Raw genomic sequence first — 17,030 nt, 5'->3', positions numbered from 1 at the left:
AACACAAAACCCATATAATCGCTGCTTTTAGATGAGCGCTTGACCGGAGCGCTGCCGACGCTTCCATACAAAGGACATGCCGTGAATCTGACCCTTGGCCAAAAGCTGATCCGCACCAAAACAGCCGAACGTCAGCATGACGAAGAAAGCAGCGGCGGCGGCCTCCAGCGATCGCTCGGCCTGTTCCCGCTGACCATGATCGGCGTCGGCGCCACCATCGGCACCGGCATCTTCTTCACGATGGTCGAGGCGGTGCCGAAGGCCGGTCCGGCCGTGATCCTGTCCTTTCTGCTGGCCGCCGTTACCGCCGGCCTGACCGCGCTGTGCTACGCCGAACTGGCCGGCCGCGTGCCCGCCGCCGGTTCCTCGTATTCCTTCGCCTATGCGACCGTGGGCGAGTTCGCCGCCTTCATCGTGGCGGCCTGCCTGCTGCTCGAATACGGCCTGGCGGGAAGCGCGGTGGCGATCGGCTGGTCGGATTACCTGAACAACTTCCTGTCGAATGCCTTCGGATGGGAGATCCCGGCCCACCTGCGCTCGCCGATGTTCGTGTCCGACCACCACAACGTCCACTTCAGCCCGGGTAACTTCAACCTGCCGCCGGTGATCCTGGTGGCGATGTGCTGCATTTTGCTGATCCGCGGCACCAAGGAATCGGCGACCACCAATTCCATCATGGTGCTGGTCAAGCTGGCCATCCTGATCTTCTTCGCCGTGATCGCCTTCACCGGCTTCGATTCCGCCAACTTCACGCCTTTCTTCAGCCCCGACCCCGACAGCGGCTTCGTGGGCATGGCCGGCGTGACCGCCGCCGCCGGCACCGTGTTCTTCTCCTTCATCGGCCTGGACACCATCGCCACCGCCGGCGAGGAAGTGAACAACCCGCGCCGCAACGTGCCGATCGGGATCCTGTCCGCGCTCTTGATCGTGACCGTGTTCTACCTGCTGGTGGCGGTGGCCGCGATGGGCGCCCAGCCCGCCCGCATGTTCGCGGGCCAGGAAGCCGGCCTGTCGGTGATCCTGCAGAACGTCACCGGCCAGGCCTGGCCGGCGCTGGTGCTGTCGGCCGGCGCCGTGGTGTCGGTATTCTCGGTGACCCTGGTGACGATCTACGGCCAGACGCGCATCCTGTATGCGATCAGCCGCGACGGCCTGATCCCGAAGACCTTCCAGAAGGTGAACAAGCGCACCCTGGCGCCGACTGCCAACACCATCATCGTCTGCCTGGTGGTGGGCGCGGTGGCCGGCCTGGTCGACGCCACCTTCCTGTGGGACATGGTGAGCATGGGTACCCTGACCGCCTTCATCGTGGTGTCGATCGCCGTGCCGGTGATCCGCGCCAAGCAGGGCCCCGGCGAGCCGGGCCACTTCCGCGTGCCTTTCGGTCCCTACTTGATCCCGGGCCTGTCGGTATGCGCCTGCCTGTACATCATGAAGGACCTGTCGCCGGCCACCTTCCGCGTGTTCTTCATCTGGATGGGCGTGGCCGTGGCCACCTACTTCCTGTACAGCGTGCGCCACAGCCGCCTGAACAAGGGGTAGAAAAATGGACGTGTTCGAACGGCGGCGCGACCGCTTCGCGCTGTTCGATGCGATGGACAGCGCCGCGGTCAACATCTGCTTCCCGCTCGAGCTGCCGGATTTCCGGCCCTGGTGCCGGGAAGCGGGCCTGGCCCCGTTCCACGTGCTGCTGTGCGCGGTGCTGCGCGCAGTGCTCAAGGTGGAGAACTTCCGCTACCGCCTGCTGGACGGCGAGGTATTCCGGATCGAGCGCCTGCGGCCGTCCTTCACCGTGATCAACCAGCACCAGGACCTGAATTTCGCCCTGTTCGACTGGAGCGACGACCTGCGCGAATTCGTGGCGCGCGGCATCGCCGCACGCGAACAAGCCTCGGCGATGACGGAGCTGAACGGCGCCTACCGCAGCCTCGGCCCGCGCGAAGCAAAGGAGCAGGTCTTCATCACCTGCATTCCCTGGCTGGCCTTCACCTCCATCCAGCACCCCAGCGCCTCGCTGGCACATCCGGACATTCCCTCGCTCGCCTGGGGCAAGTTCCGCGACGCGCCGGGCGGCCGCCTGGAGCTGCCGTTCTCGGTGCAGGCCCACCACGGTTTCGTCGACGGCTTCCACATCCACCAGCTCGCGCAGCAGATTGCCGGCGAGCTGGAGGCGATCATTTCGCCAGCGGCTTGACGACTTCCAGCAGGCTGACGAGAAGCTTGCCCGGCTCTTCCCACGGCACCATGTGGGCCGAGCGCTCGAACCAGACGATGCGCTTGTAGGGCGCGTCCACCGCGTCCATCCAGGCGACGGTCGGCGCGGCCGGTGTGGTGTAGTCGTGGCGGCCCAGGAACATCACGACCGGGATCGGGAAGCGCTTCAGGTTCGAGAAATCTACCTCGAGGAATTCGGGCAGCACGCGGCCCAGGGTCAGCAGGCTGCCCTTGTCGATGTCCTTCACCTGGCTCGGGGTGTATTCGGGCGAGAGCAGGGGACCGCGGAAGAAGTAGCCGGATTCGCTGCGGAACGCGGACAGTCCGCCGTAGTGTTGCGGCCATTTACGGGCGATAACGATGCGCTCGCGCGTGATTGGCCGGTCGCCGGGGTAGGGCGCGATCGATGCCATTTCCTTGAGCGCTTCGGCATTGTTCTCGCGCCTGGCGCGCTCCCAGGCGTAGTCGAAGCTGATGCGCTCGTTCTCGCGCACGTTCAGCACCTGGCCGATGCCGACATAGGCGTGAAACAGGTCGGGGCGCTTGAGGGCCGCGCGCATGCCGACGATGGTGCCCCAGCTGTGCCCCATGAGGATGAGCTTGCGCTTGCCGTATTTCTCCTTCAGGTGCGTGGCCACTTCGATGGCGTCGTCGACGTAGCGCTCGATGCGGATGGTCTGTCCGACCTTGTCCGGATCGGCTTCGGCATAGCTCTTGCCGGCGCCGCGCTGGTCCCAGTTCACCACCGTGAAGTATTCCTCGACCGGGCGCTGGAACTGCCACATGGTCGGCGTGATGGGGGAGGCGGGGCCGCCGTGCACGAACAGGATCATCGGGTTGGCGCGGTCCTGGCCGCGCACGCTGAGCCACTGGTCGACGCCGCCGATGCGGACCTTGTAGGATTCCTGCACGCCGGACGGGGCGCTGATGCGGTTCAGGTCCTCGATGATGGCGCGCGCTTTCGCGTACGGGTCAGGGGTTTCCTGCGCCGTCGCGCCGGAGCAAATCAGCGCAAGCAGCGCGCCGCAGAGTAGGCAGGTCTTGTTCATGCCAGTCCTTTCACTATCGATGAAAGGAGTATGGCGGCGCGTCTGCATGCCTGCATCCGTTGCGCGACGAACTGCACGAACGGTGGCATGAAACGAAAAAAAGCCACGCGGCCTTGCGGCGGCGTGGCTTCAGGGAAGGCGCCCGCAGGCGCCGTCGGGCTTATTGCACGCCCATTTCCTTCAGCAGGTTGTCGGCCTTGTCCACATGCTTCATGTTCCACAGCATGTAGCGGCTGTCGACCTGGATCGAGCGGGTCATGGCCTTGTTGAAGTCCCAGTCCGAGATGATCGAATCCAGGGTGCCGTCGAAGGCCAGACCGATCAGCTCGCCCTTCGAGTTCAGCGCGGCCGAACCCGAGTTGCCGCCGGTGATGTCAAGCGTTGCCAGGAAGTTGACCGGCACGGTCTTCAGCTTCGGATCGACGTACTTGCCGAAGTCCTTGGACTGGATCGCCGCCAGCTGGGCTTCCGGCGCGTTGAACTCGCCTTCGCCGGTGTGCTTGGCCACGATGCCCTTCGGGGTCGTGAACGCGGTCCAGGAACCGGTGCCGTCGGCGCCGACGTCACGGCCCATCACCTTGCCGAAGGTGACGCGCAGGGTGCCGTTGGCGTCGGGGTAGACGGCCTGGCCCTTGCTGTTCATGTAGGCGATCTTGGCGCGCATGTAGTTGCCGTAGGCTTGCTGGATCTTGCCCGCCATTTCCTCTTCCTTGGCTTCATCCTTCAGGCCAGCGTCGTACATCGCGACGGCGGCCTTGATGAAACTGTCGTTCGAGGCCTGGAACTCGGCCGGCGACTTCTTCAGCCATGCGGCGCGCTCTTCCTTGTTGGCCAGCTTGGAGCCGGCGTAGATGCGGTCCAGCGCGGCCTTCAGCTCGGCGTCGCTCATGCCCGGCTTGATGCCGAGGGCGGCATCGAAGGCGGCGTCATGCTCGGCAGCCGGCTGCGCGTTGTACTTGGTGAGGAAGTTCAACACCAGCGCCTTGTCGACCTTTTCGTCGTAGGTGCGGTCCTGGCCGGTGATGACCGAGGTCCAGCGCGCCAGGTCGCGTTCCTGGAAGCCGGTCTTGCGTTCGGCGTCCGGCTTGGTGCGTTCGTTGGCCAGGCGGTACAGCGAACGCGCCGAGGACAGGAACTTCGGCTGGGCGTACGAAAGGTAGAAGCCCTTCTTGGCGTTGGCGTCGCGCTCGGCGATCAGCTTCTCGGCCTGCTCGATGTCGGCGGCATACTGCGCCTTGCGCGCCGGGGTGGCGTTGACCCAGGCCTTCAGGGCATTGTGCTCGGCCGTCTTACGCTGCAGGAAGTCGCTGTTCGCGTACGAGGTCAGCATGCCCTTGCGGTTCTTGTAGTAGTTGTTGACGCCGGCGATCTGGCCGGCGTACTTGAGCTTGGCGGCCGGGTCGTTCTTGGTCTCGCGCTCGATGATCGCCAGGGTCTCGCCCGATGCCTGCACGAAGGCCGGGTAGTTCCAGGTGAAGGTCGATTCGACTTCCGACGGCAGGCGATGGCGGTTGGTGCGGCCCGGGTAGCCCAGCACCATCACGAAGTCGCCTTCCTTGGCGCTGGCGCTCGGGTCGGCAATCTTCAGCACGTGCTTCGGCTTGTACGGCACGTTGTCCTGCGAGAACTCGGCGGCCTTGCCGTCCTTGCTCACGTAGGCGCGGTAGAAGCCGTAGTCGCCGGTGTGGCGCGGCCACATCCAGTTGTCGGTGTCGCCGCCGAACTTGCCGACGCCGGCCGGCGGTGCGTGCACCAGGCGCACGTCACGGATCTCGAGCTGCTTCAGGCGGTAGAACTCCAGGCCGCCGTAGAAGCTGGCCACGGTGCAGCGGTAGCCGGCATCCTTCTCGCACTCGGCCACCAGCGTCTTCTGGTTCTTCTCGATGGCGTCGATACGTGCCTTGCCGCTCAGCTTGGCGACGTCCGGGGTGATGATCTGGTTGGTGACGTTGGCCACTTCCTCGGTCACGTAGACACGGCTGCCTGGTGCGGCCGGCAACTCTTCGCCCAGGGTCTTGGCCAGGAAGCCGTTCGCCAGCAGGTCGCGTTCCGGGGTCGAGTTGACCGCGATGCTGTTGTACACGCAGTGGTGGTTGGTGACGACCAGGCCCTGCGGCGAAACGAACGAGGCCGAGCAGCCGCCCAGGCTCACGATCGCGCCCATCGGAAATTCGGTCAGCTTGGTCAGGGTGGACGGATCCAGCTTGAGGCCGGCGGCTTTCAGTTGCTTGGCTACTTGTGGCAGCTGCTGCGGCATCCACATGCCTTCGTCCGCGTGTGCGGCGAAGCTGGTCAGGATGGCCAGCGAGAGGAGGGTCTTTTTCATTCGCGTCTATGTATAGGAAGTGGGAACTCTTGGGCTCCGCGGAGCATCCAAGAGTATCCGTAATCACCATACACATCGTCAACCAGTATTTCGTACAGACAAACGCGTAGTTTTTCGTTAGAAACTTGTCCTACAACTGGGCGCTAAACAGCGAGGCGACGCCGGTGCTCAGTCGCTGCCACCACGGCCGTTCGCGGTGTTCCGCCTTGGTTACCGGGCTCGAGTGCCGCCAATCATCCTCGAAGATGGCGGTCTGCTCGCGCGCGAAGCCTTCGTGCAGCACGTTGAGATTGGCCTCGTCGTTGATGCTGAAGGAGCGGTTGTCGAAGTTGGTCGAGCCGACCGACACCAGCAGGTTGTCGACGATCAGGGCCTTCACGTGGTACATCGTGGGCTGGTATTCGGCCAGCTTGACGCCCGCAGCCAGCAGTTCGCCCCAGCGCTCGCGCGAGGCGGCCTTGACCAGGTCCGAATCGATGATCTTGCCTGGCATCAGGATGCGCACCCGCACCCCGCGTTTCGCCGCTTCGATCAGGGTGCGGATGGTGAGCTCGTCGGGCACGAAGTAGGCCGCGGACAGGTCGATGGTCTTGCGCGCCGAGGTGATCGCCATCAGGTACATCAGGTGCATCGACTCGGCGCCGCCGGTCGGCGAGCTCGAAAACATCTGGGCCGGCATGTCGCCCACGTGCTGCAGGGCCGGGAAATAATCGGCGCCGTCCAGCACGGTGCCGGTGGCCTTGGTCCAGTTGTCGTTGAACACGGCCTGCACCTGGCCGACCACCGGTCCTTCGATGCGGAAATGGGTATCGCGCCAGTGGTCCTTGTCCTGGGCATTGCCGCGCCACTGGTCGGCGATGCCGACCCCGCCGGTGAAGCCGACCTTGCCGTCGATTACCAGGAGCTTGCGGTGGGTGCGGTTGTTCAGGCGCGCCAGCTTCCACCAGACCGGCTTGTGGTAGCGCTGCACCTGCACGCCGGCCTGTTTCATGGCGTCGATCTGGGCCAGGTCGAGCTTGAGGCTGCCCATGAAATCCAGCATCACGTGGACTTTCACGCCGGCGCGGGCGCGCTCGATCAGGGCCTCGGTGAATTCCTTGCCGATCGAGCCGGACCAGTAGATATAGGTTTCGAAGGTGATGCTCTTCTTGGCCGAACGGATCGCATCGAGCATGGCCGGGAAGATCTGGTCGCCGTTGAGCAGGACCTCGACCTTGTTCCCTTCGAGGATGGGCGGACCGAGCAGGACCCCGAGCGAGCGGCGGAACTGCGGGTCGTTGGTATCGTACTGCCGGGTCAGACGGGTATCGATTTGCGTTTCGCTCGGCATGAAATTGAGCGCGAGCACTCCGCCGACCAGCGTGAGAGCGGCCGTGACGAGGATGGTCCAGAATCGTTTGGGTGATAGTAGGGACATACGGAAAGACCGATGGAACTGCGGGCGTAAAAAAACCAACGCATGAAGCGTTGGTTTTTAGCTAGGGCTACCCGATTGCTGATTAGCGAACACGGCCGCGACGCAGCAGGTTCACGATCGCCAGCAGGATGACAGCACCCAGGAACGAAACCAGCAGCGACGAGACGCTGAAGTCATCGGAGTTGATGGTGCCGGTGCCGAACAGCGGCGACAGCAGCCAGCCACCCAGGAAGGCGCCAACGATACCAACCACGACGTTGAGAATCATGCCTTGCTCTGCGTCGGTCTTCATGACCATGCTGGCCAGCCAGCCCAGAATGCCACCGACAACGATCCAAATGATGAATAACATGGTGTACCTCCTTCAAGTGTAAGAAAACATACCCCCAGGCCCTTGAATTGCCGTGGCCATGGAGAAAAGTCTAGAGACCAGTCCCCTTCAGGTCGGTGCGGCAACGAACGTTAGACGGCGAATCTGCAAGCCTGTTCTGCCGCTTCGAATTGTTGAGCGAAAAGAACCGGGTAGGGTGCGTCAGCGAACAGAAGAGGTCTTGTGCGGGGCATAAGGTTTCAACACTTGCAAGATCGATTTTGTTTGCAGGACCCAGCACCTGAACCTTCTGAAAGGATTCGCCATGAGCAACTACGATTCGAATAACACCAACCAGAATTCCCGCATGGTCACTGGCCTGTTCCCCGACCGTGCCAGCGCAGAACGTGCATATTCCTCGATCTCGACCCGCGGTTACACCAAGGACGACGTCAACCTGATGATGTCGGACGAGGCACGCAAGACTCATTTCGGCGACACCGATACTGAACTGGGCAGCAAGGCCGCCGAAGGCGCCGGCATCGGCGCCGGCATCGGCGGCACCATCGGCGCCGTCCTGGCAGGCATCGCCGCCGTCGGCACCACCCTCGTGCTGCCTGGCCTGGGCGTGGTCGTCGCCGGCCCGCTGGCAGCGGCCCTGGCCGGCGCCGGCGCCGGCGGCATCACCGGTGGCCTGATCGGCGCGCTGATCGGCGCCGGCATCCCGGAAGACCGTGCTGCCCACTATGAAGAAGGCATCAAGCGCGGCGGCATCGTGATGGGCGTGAACGCCCGTTCGGACGAAGATGCGCGCCACATCCAGCAATCCTGGACCGACAGCGGCGGCACCCACATCATCGGCACCGGCGTCGGCGCCCTGGGTGGTGCGGCAGCCGGCGCCGCCATTGGTTCGGCGGCCGGCCCGGTCGGCACCGTGGCGGGCGCCGCCATCGGCGCGGTCACCGGCGGCATCGCCGGCAAGGGCGTGGGCGAAGTCGTGAACCCGAAAGCGGGCGACGACCTGTCGGAACACTACCTGGCCAAGGGCGTCGGCGCCAGCAGCGGCGCGGCCGTGGGCGCGATGGCCGGCGCGGCCGGCGGCCCGATCGGCATGGCTGCCGGTGCGGTGGTCGGCGGCCTGGCGGGCGGCGCAGCCGGCAAGGGCGCGGGCGAAGTCGTGAACCCGAAAGCGGGCGACGAACTGCACGACCATAACCTGGCGCAGGGCGTCGGCGGCGCCGGCGGCGCTGCGGCCGGCGCGGTTGCCGGTTCGGTGGCGGGCCCGGTCGGCGCCGCAGCGGGCGCCGTGATCGGCGGCCTGGCCGGCGGCGCGGCAGGCAAGGGCACCGGCGAAGTCGTGAACCCGAAAGCGGGCGACGAACTGCATGACCACCACCTGGGCACCGGCGTCGGTGCGGCTGGCGGCGCTGCGGTCGGCGGTGCGGTGCTGGGCGGCGCGGTCGGCGGTCCGGTCGGCGCGGTGGCCGGTGCCGGCATCGGCGCGGCCGTCGGCGGCATGGCCGGCAAGGGCGTGGCCAAGATGGTCAACCCGCAGGAGGAAGACGCCCACTGGCGCAACCAGTACCAGACCCAGCCGTACTACACCCCGGGTTACACCTACGACGATTACGCACCGGCCTATGCGCTGGGCTACAACTCGGCAGGCCGCTACCCGGGCGGCTACGACATGCACGAGAACGAGCTGTCGACCGAGTGGGAACGCACCAAGGGCAATTCGCGCCTGAGCTGGGACCAGGCCAAGCACGCGTCGCGCGCCGCATGGCACAAGGTCGAGCGCGCCATCCCGGGTGACGCGGACCGCGACGGCCGCTGATCGCTGACGGCGTCTTGACGTAAAAAAGCCTCGGTTCCTTGCGGAACCGAGGCTTTTTCCATGCTGAACGAGCGATTACTGCTTGACCGCTTCCACCTGGATCGCCAGCTTCACTTCCGGCGAGAACTTCGGCAGGCCGAAGTTGATGCCGAAGTCGCTGCGCTGGAAGCTGCCGGTCACGTCGGCGCCGCACACTTCGCGCTTGAGCATCGGGTGGTCGATGCACTTGAACTTGTTGATGGTCAGGGTCAGCGGCTTGGTCACGCCGTGCAGGGTCAGCTCGCCTTCGGCCGAGGTCGGGACGTCGCCGGTGAACTTGATCGACTTCGACTTGAAGGTCGCGGTCGGGAATTGGGCGGCGTCGAAGATGTCCGGCTTCTTGGCGTGCTCGTTCATCTTGTCGTGGCCGAAGTCGATGCTGTCGATGTACACGGTGATGTCGAGGGTGCCGGTCTTGGCCTTACGGTCGAGGGTGACGGTGCCGTCGGTCTTGTTGAACTTGCCGCGCCAGACCGAGATGCCCATGTGGTCGGCCTCGAAGCTCGGGTAGGTGTGGTTCGGCTCGATCTTGTAGGTGTCGGCGGCGAAGGCGATGCCGGCGCCGAGGGTGCTCGAAGCGGCCAGGGCTGCGATCAGGTGCTTGATTTTCATGGAAGGATTCCTTGCGTGTGTTGAGGTGTTTGCTGGGGTGATTACTGGCCCGCCGTGACGCGGAACTTGATGACAACCTCATCGGCGACCATGCTCGTGTCCTTCCACTCGCCTTCGCCGATGTTGAACGCCAGCCGCTTGATCGGCAGCTGGCCTTCGAATACCTGTTTGCCGCCTTCCGCCTTGACGCTCAGCGGGAAGCTGACGTCGGCGCTGCGGCCCTTGATGGTGAGCTTGCCGCTCACGTTCAGCTTGCCCGCGCCGGCCGGCGCGATCGCGGTCGAGACGAAGCTCGCCTTCGGGAACTGGGCGGTGTTGAACCATTCCTTCTTGGCGACTTCCTTGTTGTAGTCCGGGTCGCCCAGGTCGAGGCTGGCCGTCTGGATCTCGACGCTCGCCTTCGACGCGGCCGGCTTGGCGGCGTCGTAGTCGATCTGCGCAGCAAACTGCTTGAACTTCGCTTCGACCGGCACGCCCATCTGCTTGAAGGTGGCCGTCACGCTGCTTTTCGCCGGGTCGGTTTTCAGGGGCGCCGCGATGGCGACGGCGCTGGCCAGCAGCGAGGCCAGCAGCAGGCTTTTCATGGGTTTCATCGAGACTCCTTACGGGTAGAGAAAGGCAGCATGCGCGCCATCACGCCGTCGCGGTCGACGAGCAGGTGCTTGAACGCGGCCGCCACGTGCAGGCCGACGAGCAGCGCCAGCAGCATGTTGAGCCAGTAGTGGACATCCTTCAGGATGACTCTCAGGGCCGGATCCGGCCCCATCAGCACCGGCAGTTCGATCACGCCGAACCAGACGATCGGATAGCCGGTCGCCAGGCTGTAGAAATAGCCGGACAGGGGCACTGCGAACATCAAGATGTACAGCAGCCAATGCAGGCCATGGGAGGCGCCGCGCTGCCACGCCGGCATCTCGTCGGCGTAGGCCGGCGGATGACGAAACAGGCGCCACAGCAGGCGCAGGGCGGCAAGCAGCAGCACCGTCACGCCGGCCCATTTGTGCCAGTTGAAATACTTCAGCTTGGTCGGCGTGATGCCCGGGATATCGGTCATGACCAGCCCGAGCGTGAAGGTCCCGATGATCAAGAAGGCGATCAGCCAGTGCAGGACGATGGCCGGGATGGTGTAGCGGTACATATGTTTATTTTCAATAATTCGTACTGGTTAGGACTATACCAGTCTTTAGCGGGGCTCGCTGTAGGTGTAATTTCGCTGGGTACACTAGCACGCTTTGTATTCACTGCACAGCAATAGCCGCCAGAATGTAAAATTCGATAAAGAAGGCCTTATCAAAGATTACCTGCGGATACTTTTGCTGCCATGGAGCAGGACTTATGCGACATCCTTTTACACCATCGGGCCTGAGGCTCAGCCGGCGCGCCCTGGCCTGCCTGGGCGCGGCCCTGGCCTGGCCGGCGCTGGCAGCTGGCGACGTACCGGCGAGCCAGGGTGAGCTGGCCGACCTGTCGATCGAGGAGCTTGCCAACATCCACGTCATGTCGGTGTCGAAGAAGCCGGAGCGCCTGCTCGATGCGCCGGCATCGGTGTTCGTGATCACGGCCGAGGACATCCGCCGCGCCGGCGCGCACAGCCTGCCCGAAGCGCTGCGGCTCGCGCCCAACCTGCATGTGGCACAGCGCTCCAGCTTTGGCTACTCGATCAGCGCGCGCGGCCTGAACGGCAGCAACAATAGCGCCTCCAACAAGCTGCTGGTGATGATCGATGGCCGCTCGGTCTATGCGCCCCTGTTCTCCGGGGTGTTCTGGGACATGCAGGACCTGATGCTAGAAGACGTCGAGCGCATCGAGGTCATCAGCGGCCCGGGCGGCACCCTGTGGGGCGTGAACGCCGTCAACGGCGTCATCAACATCACCACGCGCTCGGCCGCGGCGACCCAGGGCGGCCTGGCGGTGCTGCGCGGCGCCACCGATGGCGGGGATGCCGCCTTCCGACAAGGCGGAAGCAGCGGGGAAACCAGCTGGCGCGTCTACGGCAAGCTGCTGCAGCGCGCACACGGCGAGAACGGCGACGGCAAGCGTATCCGTGACGCCTGGCGCCAGGCCCAGCTTGGCTTCCGGGCCGACTGGAAGGACGGCGCCGACACCGTCAGCGTGAACGGCAACGCTTACCGTGGCGAGCCCGAACAGCCGGAACCGGGCGAGATCTCGGTGAGCGGCACCACGCTGCGCCTCGGCGACATCGACACCGCGGGCGCCAACCTCACGGCGCGCTGGGAACGCGCCCTTGCGGACGGCGGGCGCTTGTCGGTGCAGGCCTACCTCGACCACACACGGCGCGAAGTGCCACCGACCTTTGTCGAGTCGCTGCAGATCGCCGACCTGCAGTTCCAGCATACGCTGCCGGCCTGGGGCCGCCACAGCCTGGTCTGGGGCGCGAACCTGCGCCACAGTTGGGACGAGGTGGAAAACAGCGAGGTGATCGCCTTCCTGCCGGCGCAGACGGAGCAGACCTGGTCCAGCCTGTTTGCCCAGGACGAGATCGCGTTGCGTCCCGACCTGAGCCTGGTCGTCGGCGCGCGCGCCGAGCGCAACGTCTATACCGGCCTGGAATTCCTGCCGAGCGTGCGCCTGTCGTGGCGCCTGGCGCCCCAGCACGCGTTGTGGACCGCGCTGTCGCGCACCGTGCGCGCGCCGACCCGCCTCGACGTGGACGCCTTCATCCCGGGCCGTCCGCCTTACCTGCTGCGCGGCGGTCCCCGGGTGCGCTCGGAGGTGGCGCGCGTGTTCGAACTGGGTTACCGCGGCCAGCCGCTGCCCGACCTGTCGTATTCGGCGACGCTGTTCCACAACCAGTACGACCACCTGCGGACCCAGGAGATCGACCCGACCTGGACTTTCCTCACCTTCGGCAGCCTGATGGAAGGGAAGGCGACCGGCATCGAGATGTGGGGCAACTACCAGATGAACGGGGCCTGGCGCCTGTCGGCCGGCTTCACGGCGCTGCACGAGCGCCTGCGCCTGAAACCGGGCAGCAACGACGCCGCCGGCCCGGGCATCGCGGGCAAGGATCCGGAGCACAGCTTGCAGCTGCGCTCGCACCATGCGATCGATGAGCGGCGCGAGCTGGAGCTGGCGCTGCGCAAGGTGGCGGCGCTGGAGAATCCGGAGGTGCCGGGCTACTGGGCGCTGGACGCGCGCTTCGGCTGGCGCTTGACGCCGCAGCTGGAGCTGTCGGTGGTGGGGCAGAACCTGAATGGCAGCCACGCGGAATACGGGCCCGCCGACGCGCGGGTGGAGCTTGACCGCAAGGTGGCGGTCAAGCTGGTGTGGTCTTTGTAGGGCTTAGATCGCTTTCGCCAGCTGCGCCGCCAGGCCGGTGTAGTTCGCCGGCGTCATGTGCAGCAGCAGGTCCTTGGCTTCCTGCGGGATCGCCAGCTTGCCGATGAACTCCTGCAGCGCTTCGCGGGTGATGCCCTTGCCGCGGGTGAGTTCCTTCAGCTGCTCGTACGGGTTCTCGATGCCGTAGCGGCGCATCACGGTCTGCACCGGCTCGGCCAGCACTTCCCAGTTCGCGTCGAGGTCGGCTTCCAGGCGCGCCGCGTTCACTTCCAGCTTGTTCAGGCCGCGCAGGCAGCTGTCGTAGGCCAGCAGCGCGTAGCCGAAGCCGACGCCGATGTTACGCAGCACGGTCGAATCGGTCAGGTCGCGCTGCATGCGCGAGACCGGCAGCTTCTCGGCCATGTGGCGCAGCACCGCGTTGGCCAGGCCCAGGTTGCCTTCCGAGTTCTCGAAGTCGATCGGGTTGACCTTGTGCGGCATGGTCGACGAACCGATCTCGCCCGCCTTGAGTTTCTGCTTGAAGTAGCCGAGCGAGACATAGGTCCAGATGTCGCGGTTCAGGTCGAGCAGGATGGTGTTGGCGCGCGCGATGGCGTCGAACATCTCGGCCATGTAGTCGTGCGGCTCGATCTGGATGGTGTACGGGTTGAACACCAGGCCCAGGCGCTGCTCGATGACTTCCTTCGAGAAGGCCGGCCAGTCGAAGCCCGGGTAGGCTGCTAGGTGCGCGTTGTAGTTGCCGACCGCGCCGTTCATCTTGCCGAGGATCTCGACGTCGGCGATGCGCTTGACGGCGCGCTGCAGGCGCGCGACCACGTTGGCGAATTCCTTGCCCAGGGTGGTTGGGCTGGCGGTCTGGCCGTGGGTGCGCGACAGCATCGGCAGCGCCGCATTGGTGTGCGCGATTTCGGTCAGCTTGGCGATGATGTTCTGGAGGGCCGGCAGCAGCACGCCGTCGCGCGCGGCTTTCAGCATCATGCCGTGCGAGGTGTTGTTGATGTCTTCCGAGGTGCAGCCGAAGTGGATGAATTCGCTCGCCGCCACCAGCTCCGGCACGTCCTTCACCTGCTCCTTGAGCCAGTATTCCACCGCCTTGACGTCGTGGTTGGTGACCGCCTCGATCTCCTTGATGCGCGCCGCTTCGGCGTCGCCGAAGTTCGCGGCCATGCGCTCGAGGTGAGCGTTCGCTTCGCTCGAGAACGGCTTGATCTCCGGGAAGCCGGCCTGCGACAGCGCCTGCAGCCAGGCGATTTCCACCTTCACGCGGTGGTGCATGAAGCCGGCTTCGGACAGGATCGGGCGCAGCTTGTCGGTTTTCGACGCATAGCGGCCGTCCAGCGGGGACAGGGCCGACAGGGTAGGGGAGGGGACGGTAGAGGTCATGGCGGGCGGTCCGTGCAAAAACGCGGATTTTACCACTGGGAGGCGCGCGCAGCCTTGCGCAGGCCACGCCGCGGACGGCCCGGGAGGCTCGTCCGGCGCAGACAGGCGCCGAAATGGCGATGCTATACTGGCACCCAATCCTCAAATTCGGGCATGTATGAAACTCATCGGTTCCTTCACCAGTCCCTATGTGCGTAAAGTCCGCGTCGTGATGGCGGACAAGAAGCTCGATGTCAGCTTTGTGCAAGAAAACGTGTGGGTCCCGGAGACCACCATCCAGCAGGTCAACCCGCTCGGCAAGATTCCCTGCCTGGTCATGGAAGACGGCAGCACGCTGTACGACTCGCGCGTGATCGCCGAATACCTCGACACCATCTCCCCGGTCTGCAAGCTGCTGCCGCCGAACGGCCGCGAGCGCACCGAAGTCAAGGTCTGGGAGGCGCTGGCCGACGGCGTGCTCGATGCCGCGATCCTGGTCTTCCTCGAGCGGCGCGAGCGCCCCCCGGAGCAGCAGAGCGCCAAGTGGATCGAACGCCAGATGGGCAAGGTGCACGCCGGCCTGCGCGAGATGTCCAGCCGCCTAGGCGAATCGAGCTACTGCATGGGCATCCACTACACGCTGGCCGACGTCGCCGTCGGCTGCGCCCTGGGCTGGCTGGCTTTCCGCTTCCCCGACATCGACTGGCGCGGCGACTACCCGAACCTGGCGCGCCTGGCCGATAAACTCGCCGAGCGTCCGTCGTTCCGCGACACCGTTCCTTTCGTCGCGTGAACCCGCCTGCCACCACCGTCGTCTTCGGCGAAGCGCTGGTCGACGACTTCACCACAGAGCAGGTGGTCGGCGGCGCCCCCTTCAATGTGGCGCGCCACCTGGCCGCCTTCATGGCGCCGCAGCTGATGCTCACCCGCATCGGCAAGGACCAGCCGGGGCAGGCGGTGCGCGCCGAGTTCGAGCGCTTCGCGATGAGCGAAGCCGGCCTGCAGGTCGATGCCATCGAGGAGACCGGCCGCGTGCTGGTCGAGCGCGGCGCCCGCGGCGGCCACCGCTTCACCATCCTGCCGAACCAGGCCTACGATTTCATCGACCGGGCCCAGGCCGAGGCGGCAGTGGAACATACGCAGCCCGGCATCTTCTATTTCGGCACCCTGGCCCAGCGCCACGAGCGCTCGCGCGCCACCCTGATGGCGCTGCTGCGCGCCACGCCGGCGCTGCGCTACCTCGACCTGAACCTGCGTGAAGGCCAGGTGGACGAGCGCACCGTCACGCGCTCGCTGCAGGAAGCCAACATCGCCAAGGTCAACGAGGAAGAATTGCAGGCGATGTTCGGCTGGTATTTCCAGATCAAGCCGGACGATGCGGCGATGGCGGCCGAAGAAGTGCACGCCTCGTGCCAGGCGCTGCTGCAGATGTTCTCGCTCGACGCGCTGATCGTCACGCTGGGGCACCGCGGCTCGGTGTACTTCGGCGCCGACGGGCAGGTGCTGATGCACCGCGATAACCCGGCGCCGCCCTTCGTCATCGACACGGTGGGGGCGGGGGATGCCTTCTCGGCGATTTTCCTGCTGGGGAAGATGCGTGGCTGGCCGCTCGACCTGTCGCTGGCGCGCGCCAACGAGTTCGCGGGGGCGATCTGCGCGATTCCGGGGGCCGTCCCACGGGATCTGGGGTTTTATGACCAGTGGATGAGGAAGTGGCGCTGAGCCGCAGCCCGGCCTGATAAACAAAACCCCGCACAGGCGGGGTTTTGTTTTTTTATTCGCTGATCTGGCTCTGCAGGTAGTTCTGGATGCCGACCTTCACGATCAGGTCCAGCTGCGTCTCCAGCCACTCGATGTGCTCCTCGGTATCCTCGAGGATCATCAGGAACAGGTCGCGGGTCACGTAGTCCGCCGCCGCTTCCGCCGCCGCGATGCCTTCCTTGACCGTCACCTGGGCCGCGCGCTCGAGCTTGAGGTCGCATTCCAGCATTTCCTGGGTCGACTCACCGATGAGCAGCTTGTGCAGCGCCTGCAGGTTCGGCAGGCCGTCGAGCATCAGGATGCGGTCGATCAGCTTGTCGGCGTGCTTCATTTCGCCGATGGACTCGTCGTACTCCTTCTTCGCCAGCTTGCCGAAGCCCCAGTGGCGGTACATGCGCGCATGCAGGAAGTACTGGTTGATCGCGGTGAGTTCGTTGGTCAGCTGTGCGTTCAGCAGACGAAGAACGTTCTGGTCGCCTTTCATGTGATGCCCTTGATGATGTTGAATAGGCTCCATGATAACAAACAAGCAGCCCGCTTTTGGATCGAAAACGCTGAAAAAGCCCGGGAAAATGCAGTGAAAATCGAAAAAAACGGCGAAATGACAAGCGTTCTCGTTCCGCTGTGCGAACGCTTCTTAGTACCCCGGCGCGGGCGAAAAAAAGCCCCGCGAAAGCGGTAATGCCGTTCAGTTAAGACTGAACGGCATTTTTATTTTGTCGTTGTAAACGCGCGGCAACGCTGTTAACCTTCGTCGCCATGTTCGACGACACTCTACATTTCCTGGCGAATCACCTCGAGGCTCC

The 17,030-nt window shown here is 64.9% G+C and carries 15 protein-coding genes; 6 read left to right on the top strand and 9 right to left on the bottom strand.

Going from position 1 to position 17,030, the window contains the following annotated elements; genetic code table 11:
* The first annotated feature begins 81 nt into the window (after nt 1–81).
* Together FG94_RS14225 and FG94_RS14220 are read left to right on the top strand one after the other, a co-directional pair.
* The gene (locus FG94_RS14225) at nt 82–1,542 is read left to right on the top strand and encodes an APC family permease (RefSeq protein ID WP_036212800.1); all 1,461 of its coding nucleotides are present in this window, start codon (nt 82–84) and stop codon (nt 1,540–1,542) included.
* A gap of 4 nt (nt 1,543–1,546) precedes the next feature.
* Nucleotides 1,547–2,194, top strand: coding sequence for a CatA-like O-acetyltransferase (locus FG94_RS14220; RefSeq protein WP_036212797.1), 648 nt, complete (start codon nt 1,547–1,549; stop codon nt 2,192–2,194).
* Here the strand turns inward: FG94_RS14220 and FG94_RS14215 are convergent.
* The 4 genes from FG94_RS14215 to FG94_RS14200 form a co-directional block, all read right to left on the bottom strand.
* Complete coding sequence (locus tag FG94_RS14215) at nt 2,175–3,263, bottom strand: alpha/beta fold hydrolase (protein ID WP_036212795.1); 1,089 nt, start codon at nt 3,261–3,263, stop codon at nt 2,175–2,177. The two genes, FG94_RS14220 and FG94_RS14215, sit on opposite strands and share 20 nt — an antisense overlap.
* 160 nt (nt 3,264–3,423) lie before the next feature.
* On the bottom strand, nt 3,424–5,589 hold the full coding sequence (locus tag FG94_RS14210; protein ID WP_036212792.1) for a S46 family peptidase: 2,166 nt from the start codon (nt 5,587–5,589) through the stop codon (nt 3,424–3,426).
* Between the two features lie 130 nt (nt 5,590–5,719).
* A complete protein-coding gene (cls, locus tag FG94_RS14205) occupies nt 5,720–7,006 on the bottom strand; it encodes a cardiolipin synthase (RefSeq protein WP_200879980.1) in 1,287 nt (428 codons plus the stop codon).
* An 82-nt stretch (nt 7,007–7,088) separates the two neighbouring features.
* Nucleotides 7,089–7,358, bottom strand: a complete 270-nt coding sequence (locus FG94_RS14200; RefSeq protein WP_036212790.1) for a GlsB/YeaQ/YmgE family stress response membrane protein — start codon at nt 7,356–7,358, stop codon at nt 7,089–7,091.
* A 283-nt stretch (nt 7,359–7,641) separates the two neighbouring features.
* On the opposite strand from FG94_RS14200, the gene FG94_RS27320 reads away from it, so the two are divergent.
* Complete coding sequence (locus FG94_RS27320; protein WP_229445949.1) at nt 7,642–9,150, top strand: hypothetical protein; 1,509 nt, start codon at nt 7,642–7,644, stop codon at nt 9,148–9,150.
* Nucleotides 9,151–9,225: 75 nt separating this feature from the next.
* Here FG94_RS27320 and FG94_RS14190 read toward each other — a convergent pair whose 3' ends face one another.
* From FG94_RS14190 to FG94_RS14180, 3 genes are read right to left on the bottom strand one after another with little or no spacing between them, the layout of a single operon-like run.
* Nucleotides 9,226–9,801 carry a YceI family protein gene (locus FG94_RS14190; protein ID WP_036212787.1) on the bottom strand — a complete coding sequence of 192 codons (576 nt, stop codon included), beginning with the start codon at nt 9,799–9,801 and terminating at the stop codon, nt 9,226–9,228.
* 41 nt (nt 9,802–9,842) lie between these two features.
* Nucleotides 9,843–10,394, bottom strand: coding sequence for a YceI family protein (locus FG94_RS14185; protein WP_036212785.1), 552 nt, complete (start codon nt 10,392–10,394; stop codon nt 9,843–9,845).
* A complete protein-coding gene (locus FG94_RS14180) occupies nt 10,391–10,939 on the bottom strand; it encodes a cytochrome b (protein ID WP_036212782.1) in 549 nt (182 codons plus the stop codon). Before FG94_RS14180 ends, FG94_RS14185 begins: the two co-directional genes overlap by 4 nt.
* A gap of 197 nt (nt 10,940–11,136) precedes the next feature.
* On the opposite strand from FG94_RS14180, the gene FG94_RS14175 reads away from it, so the two are divergent.
* The gene (locus FG94_RS14175; RefSeq protein WP_081925995.1) at nt 11,137–13,101 is read left to right on the top strand and encodes a TonB-dependent siderophore receptor; all 1,965 of its coding nucleotides are present in this window, start codon (nt 11,137–11,139) and stop codon (nt 13,099–13,101) included.
* Between the two features lie 3 nt (nt 13,102–13,104).
* On the opposite strand, the gene purB is transcribed toward FG94_RS14175, so the two are convergent.
* Nucleotides 13,105–14,484 (bottom strand): adenylosuccinate lyase, encoded by a 1,380-nt coding sequence (purB, locus tag FG94_RS14170; RefSeq protein ID WP_036212779.1) that lies wholly within the window; start codon nt 14,482–14,484, stop codon nt 13,105–13,107.
* 157 nt (nt 14,485–14,641) lie between these two features.
* On the opposite strand from purB, the gene FG94_RS14165 reads away from it, so the two are divergent.
* Nucleotides 14,642–15,256: a glutathione S-transferase C-terminal domain-containing protein gene (locus FG94_RS14165; protein WP_036212776.1), complete on the top strand. Its 615-nt coding sequence runs from the start codon at nt 14,642–14,644 to the stop codon at nt 15,254–15,256.
* Nucleotides 15,253–16,185, top strand: coding sequence for a PfkB family carbohydrate kinase (locus tag FG94_RS14160; RefSeq protein WP_036212773.1), 933 nt, complete (start codon nt 15,253–15,255; stop codon nt 16,183–16,185). Before FG94_RS14165 ends, FG94_RS14160 begins: the two co-directional genes overlap by 4 nt.
* Before the next feature lie 52 nt (nt 16,186–16,237).
* Here the strand turns inward: FG94_RS14160 and bfr are convergent, their stop codons facing one another.
* Nucleotides 16,238–16,708, bottom strand: a complete 471-nt coding sequence (gene bfr, locus FG94_RS14155) for a bacterioferritin (RefSeq protein WP_027866505.1) — start codon at nt 16,706–16,708, stop codon at nt 16,238–16,240.
* Nucleotides 16,709–17,030: the final 322 nt, after the last annotated feature.

This window comes from Massilia sp. LC238 (assembly GCF_000735635.1).
GTDB lineage: Bacteria > Pseudomonadota > Gammaproteobacteria > Burkholderiales > Burkholderiaceae_D > Telluria > Telluria varians.
The sequence above is the reverse complement of the archived record's forward strand: the minus strand, read 5'-3'. Positions and strand labels throughout refer to the sequence as shown.